The 11,990-nt window shown below is 70.0% G+C and carries 11 protein-coding genes; 6 read left to right on the top strand and 5 right to left on the bottom strand.

Translation table 11 applies throughout. The features are described from left to right. Nucleotides 1-44: 44 nt before the first annotated feature. Complete coding sequence (locus tag ACYVO6_RS36355) at nt 45-677, top strand: NAD(P)H-dependent oxidoreductase (protein ID WP_461068882.1); 633 nt, start codon at nt 45-47, stop codon at nt 675-677. Nucleotides 678-1,471: 794 nt separating this feature from the next. Next, nucleotides 1,472-2,341, top strand: coding sequence for a recombinase family protein (locus ACYVO6_RS36350; protein WP_461068880.1), 870 nt, complete (start codon nt 1,472-1,474; stop codon nt 2,339-2,341). Nucleotides 2,342-2,388: 47 nt separating this feature from the next. Here ACYVO6_RS36350 and ACYVO6_RS36345 read toward each other — a convergent pair whose 3' ends face one another. Both ACYVO6_RS36345 and ACYVO6_RS36340 read right to left on the bottom strand, forming a co-directional pair. Beyond that, the gene (locus ACYVO6_RS36345) at nt 2,389-2,658 is read right to left on the bottom strand and encodes a transposase family protein (RefSeq protein WP_461068878.1); all 270 of its coding nucleotides are present in this window, start codon (nt 2,656-2,658) and stop codon (nt 2,389-2,391) included. Nucleotides 2,659-2,679: 21 nt separating this feature from the next. Continuing rightward, on the bottom strand, nt 2,680-2,904 hold the full coding sequence (locus ACYVO6_RS36340; protein WP_461068876.1) for a helix-turn-helix transcriptional regulator: 225 nt from the start codon (nt 2,902-2,904) through the stop codon (nt 2,680-2,682). Nucleotides 2,905-2,990: 86 nt separating this feature from the next. On the opposite strand from ACYVO6_RS36340, the gene ACYVO6_RS36335 reads away from it, so the two are divergent. After that, complete coding sequence (locus tag ACYVO6_RS36335; protein ID WP_461068875.1) at nt 2,991-5,000, top strand: zinc ribbon domain-containing protein; 2,010 nt, start codon at nt 2,991-2,993, stop codon at nt 4,998-5,000. 15 nt (nt 5,001-5,015) lie between these two features. On the opposite strand, the gene map is transcribed toward ACYVO6_RS36335, so the two are convergent. Then, on the bottom strand, nt 5,016-5,873 hold the full coding sequence (gene map, locus ACYVO6_RS36330; protein WP_461068873.1) for a type I methionyl aminopeptidase: 858 nt from the start codon (nt 5,871-5,873) through the stop codon (nt 5,016-5,018). 61 nt (nt 5,874-5,934) lie between these two features. Between map and ACYVO6_RS36325 the strand changes: the two genes are divergently transcribed. Further along, complete coding sequence (locus tag ACYVO6_RS36325) at nt 5,935-6,165, top strand: hypothetical protein (protein ID WP_461068871.1); 231 nt, start codon at nt 5,935-5,937, stop codon at nt 6,163-6,165. 24 nt (nt 6,166-6,189) lie between these two features. Here the strand turns inward: ACYVO6_RS36325 and ACYVO6_RS36320 are convergent, their stop codons facing one another. Then, nucleotides 6,190-6,996 carry a maleylpyruvate isomerase N-terminal domain-containing protein gene (locus ACYVO6_RS36320; protein WP_461068869.1) on the bottom strand — a complete coding sequence of 269 codons (807 nt, stop codon included), beginning with the start codon at nt 6,994-6,996 and terminating at the stop codon, nt 6,190-6,192. 469 nt (nt 6,997-7,465) lie between these two features. Between ACYVO6_RS36320 and ACYVO6_RS36315 the strand changes: the two genes are divergently transcribed. Continuing rightward, nucleotides 7,466-8,494, top strand: a complete 1,029-nt coding sequence (locus ACYVO6_RS36315) for an ATP-binding cassette domain-containing protein (RefSeq protein ID WP_461068867.1) — start codon at nt 7,466-7,468, stop codon at nt 8,492-8,494. Beyond that, nucleotides 8,491-9,399 (top strand): ABC transporter permease, encoded by a 909-nt coding sequence (locus tag ACYVO6_RS36310; protein ID WP_461068865.1) that lies wholly within the window; start codon nt 8,491-8,493, stop codon nt 9,397-9,399. Before ACYVO6_RS36315 ends, ACYVO6_RS36310 begins: the two co-directional genes overlap by 4 nt. Nucleotides 9,400-9,430: 31 nt before the next feature. On the opposite strand, the gene ACYVO6_RS36305 is transcribed toward ACYVO6_RS36310, so the two are convergent. After that, nucleotides 9,431-11,990 (bottom strand): ATP-binding protein (locus tag ACYVO6_RS36305; protein ID WP_461068863.1); only part of this gene is annotated, 2,560 nt, incomplete at its 5' end.

The following is an 11,990-nucleotide window of genomic DNA, read 5'->3' as shown; positions in this document are numbered from 1 at the left end:
GCGCGACGACACAGACACGAACACCACAACACCATGGAGACGCCATGAGCCTGTTCCGACTCGACGCCAGCATCCTTCCCGGCACCTCCGTCAGCGCAGAACTCGCCGACCTCGTGGAGTCGGAGTGGGCCGCGGTCCACCCGGACGCGCCGGTGGTACGCCGCCACCTGGGCACCGACCCGCTGCCCGCCGACGCCTGGGCACACGCCCACACCGGCAACCTGACGCCCGAACCGGACCGCACTCCCGCCCAGCGCGACGCGCTCGCCCTCGCCGGGTCGCTCGCCGCGGAACTCGAGGCCGCCGAGGCGGTGGTGCTGGCCGTGCCGCTGTACAACTTCGGTGTGTCCCAGCACTTCAAGACCTGGGTCGACCTGGTCATCGCCGGGGCGCCCCTGGGCAGCCCGGTGCTCAAGGACAAGCCGACCGTCCTGGCTACCGTGCGAGGCGGCGGCTACGCTCCCGGCACTCCACGCGAGGGCTGGGACCACTCCACCCCGTATCTCAAGCGCATCCTCGCCGACGTGTGGCAGGCCGACCTCGTCGTCATCGAATGCGAGCTCACCCTCGCCGCCACCTCCCCCGGCATGGAACACCTCCAGGACCTCGCCGCCGACCTGCATACCAAAGCCCTGGCCGCGGCCCGCGACGCCGGCCGTGAAACCGCAGCCAAGTGACGCTGCCCGCTCCGGTGCACTGCGCGGTTGTCTTCTACCCGTCGCCTCGTAATCGCTGAGGTGTGCGTGGTTCACTGCCGATGGCGTCACGATCGTTACGAGTAAGGAAATACTGGGCTCGTCGGCTACAGCGACAATCGGCCTGGCGCCCACTTTCACGCCGCCGAGTACCCCGAGGTCGAGAAGTACCCGTCGGTGAGCTACCACTCGACCGACATCCGCCGGGCCAACGACGGTTGATCGGCTGTGCGGTCAGTTCGGGGCGCGGTTGCGGCTATGCCGCCGGAGCCGACGGTGTTTCACAGACGGTGAGTGGACCACCAGCATCTGATCAGCCGCCCGGACCATAGCGCCCTGCCTGGAACACTTGGGCTTCGCCCACTAGAGAGGAGCACTTGTACCAGATCCGAGCGATGTGGCACGCCTGGCGCACCGGACACCGGCCCTGGCCCGATCAGATGATCTGGCCCGGCGGTGCTGGGACGGTCTGGTTCTGCGACTGCGGTGAGCAGTTCTGGCCCAATGACGAGGGAGTCCCCAACTGGCGCGACGGCACGGTCCGCAGGGAGCGGCCTGAGCACCGAGGTCACGATCGCGATGAGGGCGGTCGTGCCCCATGAGGGCATCCAGTCAGGCATGGGCGCGATTGTGCCGTGCGAGTGCCATCAGGCCGTTTCATAGGTGGTCACACATGAAACGCCCGCCCGCGCGGCGCTCCACCTGCGGCGATCATGTTTCATGGGTTGTTGCAAACACCTAGACGTATGAAACAGCCTCATGAAACAGTTCGAGGCGTGATCAACGACTTCAAGCAGGTGGAATCGCACGACTGCCCGATGTCCACCTGCGCCGCCCCGGCGGGTTCGCCCTGCCGGACCGGCAAGGGCAAGGTGGCGATCCAATACCACACCGCCCGCTTCCGTCTCGTGCCCCAGCTCGCCAAGGCGCTCAGCGTGCCAACCCCCGCCGTACGCAAGCCCGGCTCGGTGTGGATCGAACTGCCCTGGCCCGTAAGCGCCAGCGCCGCACCCGTCGGGCACGTCCGCCTTGGCTACGCCCGCGCCTCAACCGCGCGGCAGTCACTGGACGCGCAACTGGACTCGCTCGCCGAGGCCGGGGTCACCCGGGTCTTCTCGGAGAAGATCTCCACCCGCGCCACCACGCGCCCCGAGCTGGACGCGGCCGTGAAGCTCGCCGGGGAGATCCGGGCCTCCGGCGTCGCCGTCACGCTCGTCGTGCACGAGCACAAGTGGCTCGGCCGCGGCATCGAACTGGCCATGCTCGCCGAGGAGCTGAAGGCGAGCGATGTCGGCTTGGAGTTCCTCACCGGAGAGCTCAAGGGCTCGCACGACCCCTCCGGAATCGTCTTCACTGTGCTCGCCGCGATGTCCGGCATGGAGCGCGAGTACATCCGCGACCGCACCCTCGAAGGCCACGAGTCCGCCCGCAAGCGAGGCAAGACCATCGGCGGCGTCGGCGTCACCGACGACGACATGCTGTTCACCGCCGTCCGCCTGCGCAACGAGCAGTTGAGCCTGCGCGACATCGCCGCTCGGCTCGTCATCTCCAAGGGCGCCAAGAAGGGACAACACCCCTCACCCGCCACCGTCATGCGCATGCTGCGTGAACACGACGAACAGGCCGCCGCGGCAGCGAACGCGTAATGAGCCGCGAAAGCTACCAGCGAGTTACTTGTTCCCTGGTGTCCGGGCTAGGGCACCAGGGCCATGACGCGGGGGACGGTGGCCGATCCGATGCCGAACAGGTCGGCAAGCTGCCGCTGGGTCAGGTTGGTTCGCCATGCGGTGGCGGTCGGCAGTACGCGGTTGTCCAGCGGGAGCGCCCAGGGATGCCCGCGTCCGCGTTCCGAGGGCAGGAGGGCGGCGACGCGGGCAACCGGCACGAGGAACGCCTTGAGGGTCAGTCCGGTCCGGTGCAGCAGGGAGCGGGGCCGCAGGCTGGTGACGTTGATCTTCGACACGAACGGACACAGGGCATTAGATCAATTACTTCCCGAATCGGGAGAGGTGGCCTGCTTTCCGCGCTTCGGGTGGGCCTCGCGCCAGGCGTCCAGCCGGTCCACCGGCCACAGCGGGGTGCGGCCGACGTAGACGGGGGCGGGGAAGTCGTCGCGGCTGCTGTTGAGGTTGTAGACGTGCTGCACAGTGACGTTGAGTCTCTGCGCTGCCTGCCGGGCGTCTTCATATCCAGGAATCATGGCTGCCATAAACCTCATTTTACCTCGGCTGTCATAGCTCAACTACTCATGTATTGTTTCGTAGGTCAGCTAATCAGTGACGGGGGGTGACAGCGGTGCAGGCTGCCCAGACGCGCAGGTTCCGGGGGAAGAACAAGGCCCCGAAGTGGACCAAGCCCGACGACGGGATCGTGTCCGTGATGGTGCTGCCGCTGGCCGTCACCGACCCCGCCGACCTGGACCGGCTGGAGAAGCTGTTCGGGGCGATGTGGTCGATCAAGCGGGCCGTCCAGCGGGACGTCCGCGCCAAGGTCGACGCGTACTGGGCCGCCACGCACGAACGCGACGAGCACGGGGCGAAGGCCGTCCGGCAGCGTCTCGGCCTGACCCGTGAGGCCCTGGAACGGTGCGCGTACAAGCACCTCGAAGCCGCCGGGCATCTCAAGCACCACGCCAGCAAGGCCCTGGCCATGCACATGGCCGACGAGGTGTGGAACGGGGTGCAGCGACACCTGTTCGCCGACACCACCGGCAAGCGACACGGCCGCCCCAAGACCGGACGCTGGCACGACTTCACCCGCATCCCAGGCCGCGCCCGCTCCCACACCACCGCCAACAAGTGGGAGACCTTCCGCCTCGTCGGCACCCTCCGCGGCCACGCCATGGCCTACACCGGCGGCGGCCGGCACATGTTGATGCAGCCGCGCCGGATGCCGGTCCCGGCCGCGCCGTCCGGCAGTGTGCCCACCGGCAAGGCCACTGCGTCGGGCAAGCCCGCGATGCGCAAGGCCACATGGTGGGACCACACCGGCCCCCTCGCCGTCGTCTTCGCGGGCGGTCCCGAGGGGAGCCGGGGTGACCTGGTACTGCCGGTTCGGGTGCCGCAGCACCCCGGCCAGCGGGCACGCGTCGAGCACTTCCTTTCGAACCCCGGCCGCTGGCACAAGGTCGATCTCGTACGCCGCCGCAAGGCGTCCGCGCCGGGCGGCTGGGTGTACGAGGCGCACCTGATGATCCTCGGTCCCGGCTACACCGCCCCCGCCGTCCAGCAGATGCGGCAGCAGGCCGCCGTCCTTGATCGGATCGGCGGGGTGGACGGCAACGTCACCAACGTCTCCGTCGTCTCCCTGCCCGCCGGCCTGGACCCCGCCGAAGGCGCCCCGGCCTCCACCGAGATCACCCTCAGCACAGAGGAACGGGCGCTTCTGGAGCGGGAAGCGAACAAGCGGCGCGGCCGTGCGCGGGCGTTGGAACGCTCCCGCCGAGCCACCAACACCGCGCAATACGGCCTATCGAAGAAGCAGGCCCGCCGCGCCGAGCGCAGGGCAGCCAAGGGGCTGCCGGAGAAGACCGTGACGGTGCCGGGTGGTGCGCGTGCCGCCCGGCCGGACGGGGTGCCGAAGCAGGCGTTCCGCCGCGATGATCTCTCCACCGGCTACCGGGAGTTGCGCGCCCGCCAGGCCGAAGCCGCCGCATCGGCCGCCGAGCACCGCCGCCATCGCGCCCGATCCGTGGCCCGTGAGATCGTCGCCGCGCACGGCCCCGTGCTCGTGGTGGAGGACTGCGACATCCGCGCCTGGTACCGGCTGTGGGGCAAGCGCCTCTCCCAGACCACGCCCGGCATGCTCATCGCCGCCCTTGAACGTGAGTGCCAGGCTGCGGGCGGGCGGCTGGTGCGGGCCTCCACCTGGTCAACGGCCCTGTCCCAGCACTGCCTGTGCGGCGAGCGCGTGAACAAGACGCTGCGCGACCGTGAGCACAAGTGCATCGCGTGCGGCCTGGCCGGCAAGCGTGACCTCGTGTCCGCCGCCCTGGCCGCGTTCGTCCGTTTCGCCGACGTGGACGACCCCAAGACCGCGTACCTGGACACCACCGCGTCCCGGCACGCACAGATCACATTCTCAGAAGGGCTGGAAGAAGCCCTGCGGGAGTCAACCGCACCGAGTCAGACCACCGTTCGCGGTGCTGGCCATACGGCAGTCCCACGGCAACGCCGTGCGACCTCTGCTCCCCGAACCGCCGGACGGCGGTCCCGAGCGACCCCGGATGAGCCACGCCCCGTGCGTGACCACGCCGGAAAGCCCGGACACCGCCCCGGCCGCAATCCGCAGCTCACCCTCTGGTGAATCACGGATCAAGTCTTAGGGCAACGTAAGCACCTCGGCCCCGCTGTCGGTGACGACCAGCGTGTGCTCGAACTGAGCCGTCCGCCTACGGTCCTTCGTCACGACCGTCCACCCGTCGTCCCACATGTCGTACTCGTACGAGCCCAGCGTGAGCATCGGCTCGATGGTGAAGGTCATCCCGGGCTGCATGACGGTGGTCGCGTTCGGGTTGTCGTAGTGCGGAATGATCAGCCCGGAGTGGAACGACGAGTTGATCCCGTGCCCCGTGAAGTCCCGTACGACCCCGTAGCCGAACCTCTTCGCGTACGACTCGATGACCCGCCCGATGACGTTGATCTGCCGGCCGGGCTTGACGGCCTTGATGGCCCGGGTCAGGGACTCACGGGTGCGCTCGACGAGCAGCCGCGACTCCTCGTCCACCTCGCCCACGAGATACGTGGCGTTGTTGTCGCCGTGCACCCCGCCGATGTACGCCGTCACATCGAGGTTGATGATGTCGCCGTCCCCCAACACCGTGGAGTCCGGAATGCCGTGACAGATGACCTCGTTGACCGAGGTGCACAAGGACTTGGGAAAGCCGCGGTAGCCGAGCGTGGAGGGATAGGCGCCGTGGTCGCACATGTACTCGTGGGCGACCCGGTCCAGCTCGTCCGTGGTGACCCCGGGCGCGATCTTCTTCGCGGCCTCGGCCAGCGCCCGCGCGGCGATCCGCCCGGCGATCCGCATGGCCTCGACCGTCTCGGGGGTCTGCACCTCCGGACCCTTGTACGGCGTGGGGGCGGGCTTTCCCACGTACTCGGGACGCCTGATGTTTCCCGGGACGGGACGGGTGGGAGAGAGCTCCCCTGGTACGAGCAGCGACTGGCCAGACATGCCAGCGAGTCTAACCAGCGGCCGCTGGGGGACGATGACCCTGGCGAAAGGAGCCGTAGCCATGGCCCTGTTCAAGAAGCGCAAGGTCGGCAAAGCGGGCGAGTGGTACTACTGCCTGGAGCACAAGAAGGTCGAAGAGGGCCCCGAGTGCCCCGCGAAGGACCGTATCGGCCCGTACGCGTCCCGGGGTGAGGCCGAGCACGCGCTGGAGATCGCCCGCGAACGCAACCTGGAATGGGAAACGGACCCCCGCTGGCACGACGGCGCTCCGCGCGGCGGGGAGGACGACTGAAGCAGGCAGTGGCCTGCGTGTCCGTCACCTGCGCAGCCAGTGGCCGGCCGCCTGCACCCAGGTGGTGAGCAGGGCCTCGTCGCCCAGGACTTCGATGCCCTGGGCGGGGCTCGGTGAGCGGCGCTGGTACAGGAGGAGCAGGAGGTCCTTGAGCGGGCCGCGCACGGCGGTGGCCGACTTCTTGTGGGCGTGGCTCCAGGTGAACGGGAGCCCGGTGAGGTCGATCAGCCACTCCCCGGTTCCCTCGGGGGCGTCCGTGGCGTGGAAGTGGAGAGTCCGGCCGGGGCCGAGCAGCGCCTTCTGCTCGGCCGCCGACTCGTAGGCCTGCGGCAGGGTGCTGAACTCCATCCACTCGTCGAGGCCGTCGAGCGCGACGTCCGCGTCGAGGGTGTACGTCGCGCCGACCGCGGCCGTCGCGTCGAAGCGGTGGATCACGGTTTCGTACGTCATGCGGCGGGCCCAGAAGAGCGGGGTGCCGCCGGGCGCCACGGTCCACACCGCGACGTCCGGCCCCGTTTCGCGCAAGGTCTCCGCGAGCCGGGCGGCTCCTTCCATGAGCCAGTCGGACAGCGTGCCGAGGTTGTCGTCCGCGTCCGGCTCGACGAGGTTGACCTGCTCGTCCGAGACGGGTCCGGCGGCCCGGGTCCGCACGACCGTCTCGGCCCAGCGATGCGTGCCGCCGACGTGGCGGAGCAGGTGGGCGAGGGTCCAGCCGGGGCAGCCGGGCACGGGCGACGTCGCGTCCGCTCCGTCGACGACCGCCGCCAACTGGGTGGTCTGGTCGATGATTCGGGCAGCGTAGCGGTCGAGGAGGGGGCCAGGACTCGTCATTCCGTCACGTTAACGGGTTGCCTCCGGCGGTTGGGCGGGTTGGGTTCGTTGTCGGGTGCGGGTTCGTGGTGGTTGCTCGCGCAGTTCCCCGCGCCCCTTAGGTCCGGTGGGTGGGTCGGGGCCGCGGGCCGGTGCGTCAGCCCGTCGCAGGCCGGGCATACGACCCTGGCCTGGTACACGGTCCTGGTTCTCCGAGACAGAACCTACGCGACGGGCATACGACGCACCGGCCCACGGCCCCTCCCGCCGGTGGCAGGGTGCGGGGTTCGTCGTGGCTGATGAGCATGATGGTTGGCGGTTCCAGGGACGCGCCCTTCAGGGGCGCGGGGAACTGCGCGACCAGCCACGACGGACCCGCAGTCGAGATATGCACCTCAACCCACCTCCCCCGTAGTCGACAAACCGCCGACAGCCCGCCTGTAGGCGGGCTGTCGGCGGTTTGTCAGTGGCTGCTGGCACCTTTGGCGGCATGACGCGAATCGACAACAACCCCAACGGCCGCGCACGCAGCGCGGTCACCGTTAGGGGACTGGTCAAGCACTACGGCGAGACCAAGGCACTGGACGGCGTGGACCTGGACGTACGTGAGGGCACCGTGATGGGCGTGCTCGGGCCGAACGGCGCCGGCAAGACCACCCTCGTACGGATCCTGTCCACCCTGATCCAGCCCGACGCCGGCCAGGCGACCGTCGCCGGCTACGACGTCGTACGACAGCCTCGCCAGCTGCGCCGAGTGATAGGGCTCACCGGCCAGTACGCCTCCGTCGACGAGAAGCTCCCCGGCTGGGAGAACCTCTACATGATCGGCCGCCTGCTAGACCTGCCCCGCAAAGAGGCAAGGACCCGCGCGGACGAACTGCTGGAGCGCTTCTCGCTCACCGAGGCGGCGAAGCGCCCGGCGGCCACGTACTCCGGAGGGATGCGCCGCCGCCTGGACCTGGCCGCGTCGATGATGGGGCAGCCGACCGTGCTGTATCTCGACGAACCGACCACCGGCCTCGACCCCCGCACCCGCAACGAGGTGTGGACGGAGGTCAAGCGCATGGTCGGCGACGGCGTGACCGTACTGCTCACCACCCAGTACATGGAGGAGGCCGAGCAGCTCGCCTCCGAGCTGACCGTCGTGGACCGCGGCAAGGTCATCGCGAACGGCGCCATCGACGACCTGAAGGCGAAGGTCGGCGGCCGCTCCCTGCGTATCCGCCCGGCCGACCCGCTTGAGCTGCACCCGCTCGCCGACGCGCTCGACGAGCTGGGCATCACCGGGCTTGCGACCACCACCGTGGACACCGAGACCGGAACCCTCCTCGTCCCGGTCCTCAGCGACGAGCAGCTCACCGCCATCGTCGGCGCCGTCACCGCGCGGGACATCACGCTCGCCTCCATCACCACCGAACTCCCCAGCCTGGACGAGGTGTTCCTGTCCCTCACCGGCCACCGCGCGAGCGCCCCGCAGGACGCCGTGCCCGCCGACGACCGCGAGGAGGTCGCCGTATGAGCTCCCACCCGTCACCCACCACCACCCCGAACGAGGCTCCCCCAGAGCAAAAGGCCTGGGGGGATCCCCATCGCGCCGCCCCTTCGAACACCGTTTCCACCACCGCCGCCACCGGCACCGACGACGCCCGCATTCCACTGCGCGGCCACCTGCGGCACACCGGCGCCCTCGTCCGCCGCAATCTGCTGTGGATCCGGCAGGACCCGGAGTCGATGGCCGACGCACTGCTGATGCCGGTCATCTTCACCTTGCTGTTCGTGTTCGTGTTCGGCGGCTCGATCGGGCAGGCGCTGGGCGGTGGACAGGACCAGTACGTGCAGTACGTGATCCCCGGCATGATCGCGATGATGAGCATGACGCTGTCCCAGGGCGTCGGCACCGGCTTCTCCCAGGACTTCAACTCCGGTGTCATGGACCGCTTCCGGTCCCTGCCGATCGGGCGGGGCTCGGTGCTCTTCGCGAAGATCTCGGTGGAGCTGCTGCGGATGCTGTTCGCGACGGCCGTCCTCATGATCGTCGCCGTCGCGGTCGGTTTCGACATCACCGACTGGCCCGGTCTGTTCGCGACCGTGGCACTGTCCACGGTGTTCGCATCGTCGATCATGTGGGTGTTCCTCACCCTGGGCGTGATCATGAAAAGCGCGCAGTCCGTGCAGGCGATGGGCTTCCTGGTGCTGTTCCCGCTGCAGTTCGGCTCGTCGATCTTCGCTCCGACGACGTCGATGCCGGGCTGGCTGCAGGCCTTCACCGACTACAACCCGCTGTCCACGCTCGCGGACGCCTCGCGCGGCCTGATGGTGGGCGGGCCGGTCGCGCACGATCTGTGGGTGACGCTGGGCTGGTCGGTGGCGATCACGGCGGTCATGGCACCGATCGCCATCCACAAGTTCCGTACGAAGAGCTGACGTTGACGTACCCGGCCCCGCGTCGGGGGCGTCAGATCAGGGCGGCGGCCTCCACGGAGGTGAGGCCGCCGCCCTCCGCGTACGCCGCCTCGTACGCCTCGTCGCCGAGGACGGCGCGCGTGCGCTCCACCGCCCGCCGGTACACCTCGCGCTCCTGGGAGGACGAGACGTGCCGGGGCGGCTGCAGCGCGTCGGCGGCGCCGAGGCAGCGGGCGGCGTCTCGGGCGCGGGAGCCGCCGTCGACGCGGGCGAGGGCGTACGCGGCGGTGAACAAGTACGCGGAGCGCATCTGCGGGGCGATGGCCTCGGACAGCGGGTCCTCGGCGCGTTCCAGTGCGCGTCTGATCGTGTCCAGGGACTCTGGGTAGCGGCCGTCGACAGCCTCCAGCCAGGCCTCGGAGCCGAGGATGTACGCGTCGAAAATGATGAAGTGGGCGATCTTGAACTGCTCGCGCAGCAGCCGGAGTTGCTCGCGCGCCTCGGGGATCCGGTCGGTCATGCTGAGCACGCCCGCGAGGATGAGCCGGGCGAAGGGCCCCGCCTGCCCGGACCCGCCGCCCATGCCCTGGTCGATCACCTCGCGCACCAGGCGCTCGCCACGCTCGGCCTCACCCGCCTCGATCAGCGCGCCGCCGAGCCGAGCGGTGAGCACGGCCATCTGGGCGTGGGCACCGAGGCGTTCGGCGCTTTCGATCGCCGCCTCGTAGTCGGCGGCGGCCAAGCCGTACTCGCCCCTGCGTTCATGCGCCTCACCGCACGCCGAGAACGCCTCGGCGGTGCCCCACAGGTCGCCGAGGCGGCGGTAGATCTCCAGCGACTCGTCGGCGTCGCGGGTGGCGTCGCCCTCCCATTCAGTGCGGTTGGCGAGAAGGTTGGCGCGCGTCTCCAGATTGGCGGCCAGATCCCACTCGTATCCGGGCACTCCACGGCAGGTGTCGACGGCGGCGTTGAGAATCGTCCGCACCCGCTCCATATCACCGGTGAGCATGACGGCGTAGAACCACAGCGAGCCGGGGAAACGGCACGCCTGCGGCAGCCAGGGCTCGTACGTCCCGGCGATGGCCCGCAGCTTTGCCTGCGCCTCGGGTGTCTGCCAGGCATCCAACTCGGTGTCCATGCACGCGAGATGGATCAGGTGCATCTGGCGCCGGGCCTCGTCGAGAACCTCGCCGGTCCACGGCGGCGGTGTGGCCGTGCAGCGCTCCCACAGCGGGACGACGGGCCGCACGGGCTCGCTGAACGGGTCGGGGCCTAGGGACTGGACCTCACGGCACCAGTTGCGGGCGACGATGCGCAGGTCACGCATCTGCCAGTACCAGGCCATCGACAGTACGAGGCACAGCGCCTCCTGCTCCTCGCCTGCGGCGACGGCGTGGTGCAGGGCGGCGCGGATGTTCTCGCTCTCGCGCTCCAGGCGTTCGATGGCGGCGAGTTGACCATGGCCGCGCAGTAACGGGTCGGTGGTACGGGCGAGTTCGCGATAGTACGTCAGATGCGCGCGCTCGCCCGCCGCCCGCCGCCCGGACTCGTCGAGCCGCTCGCCCGCGTACTCGGCGACGGTCTCCAGAAGCCGGTAACGCATGTCGCCGTCGCCCGAAGGGGCCGCCACGACAAGGGACTTGTCGACGAGCGAGCCGAGCGCTTCGAGCGTGCCCGGCCCGCAGACCGCCTCCGCGGCGGCGAGGTCACAGCCGCCGGCGAAGACGGACAGCCGCCGCAGCACGTCCCGTTCGCCCTCGTCCAGCAGCTCCCACGACCAGTCGACGACGGCCCGGAGCGTCTGCTGGCGGGGCAGGACGGTACGGCTGCCGGAGGTGAGGAGCAGGAAACGGTCATCCAGCCGGTCGGCGATCTGCCGGGGCGTGAGCATCCGCAGCCGGGCGGCGGCGAGTTCGATGGCGAGGGGGAGACCGTCGAGGCGCCGGCAGATCTCGGCCGCCGCCGCAGCGGTTTCTTCGTCGGCCTCGATCCGGAACCCCGGCCGGGCGGCGGCGCCCCGGTCGGCGAGCAGCCGCAGCGCGTACGGCTCCGGCAGCGGCTCCACGGGCCGCAGCAACTCCCCCGGTACGCCGAGGGGTTCGCGGCTGGTGGCCAGTACCGTCAGTTCCGGGCAGCGCTCCAGCAGCGCCTCGACGAGCCGGGCGGCGGCGTCGACGACGTGCTCGCAGTTGTCGAGGATCAGCAGCATGCGCCGCTTGCCACAATGCTCGGCGAGCCGCTCGACGGGGTCGTCGTGCCGGTCGGATCCGGCCCGCATGGCCTCGGCCCCGGCGCCGTACAACACGGTCTCGCGGGCACCGACGGCGGTGAGCACGGCCTCCGGTACGGCGTCCGGGTCGTCCACGGGCGCGAGCTCGGCCAGCCACACCCCGTCCCGGACGACGTCCCGCACACTCTCGGCGGCCTCCTGCGACAACCGCGTCTTCCCGGCCCCACCAGGGCCGAGCAGGGTGACGAGCCGGGCGGTCGCGAGGTCGCCACGGATGGCCTCGATGTCGGTTTCCCGGCCGACGAAGGAGGTGAGACGGGCGCGGAGGTTGCCGGGCGCTGCCACCGCGCGGTCGCGGGGCGGCGCGGCGGAGCCGGGGGCG

Source organism: Streptomyces pseudoechinosporeus, from assembly GCF_054783935.1.
This window is presented reverse-complemented; position numbering and strand designations above follow the sequence as displayed.

Coding starts and splice junctions, on each gene's coding strand:
- ACYVO6_RS36320 (WP_461068869.1), bottom strand. CDS start 6,996: ATGACGAGTCCTGGCCCCCTCCTCGACCGCTACGCTGCCCGAATCATC.
- ACYVO6_RS36340 (WP_461068876.1), bottom strand. CDS start 2,904: ATGGCAGCCATGATTCCTGGATATGAAGACGCCCGGCAGGCAGCGCAG.
- ACYVO6_RS36325 (WP_461068871.1), top strand. CDS start 5,935: ATGGCCCTGTTCAAGAAGCGCAAGGTCGGCAAAGCGGGCGAGTGGTAC.
- ACYVO6_RS36315 (WP_461068867.1), top strand. CDS start 7,466: ATGACGCGAATCGACAACAACCCCAACGGCCGCGCACGCAGCGCGGTC.
- ACYVO6_RS36355 (WP_461068882.1), top strand. CDS start 45: ATGAGCCTGTTCCGACTCGACGCCAGCATCCTTCCCGGCACCTCCGTC.
- map (WP_461068873.1), bottom strand. CDS start 5,873: ATGTCTGGCCAGTCGCTGCTCGTACCAGGGGAGCTCTCTCCCACCCGT.
- ACYVO6_RS36310 (WP_461068865.1), top strand. CDS start 8,491: ATGAGCTCCCACCCGTCACCCACCACCACCCCGAACGAGGCTCCCCCA.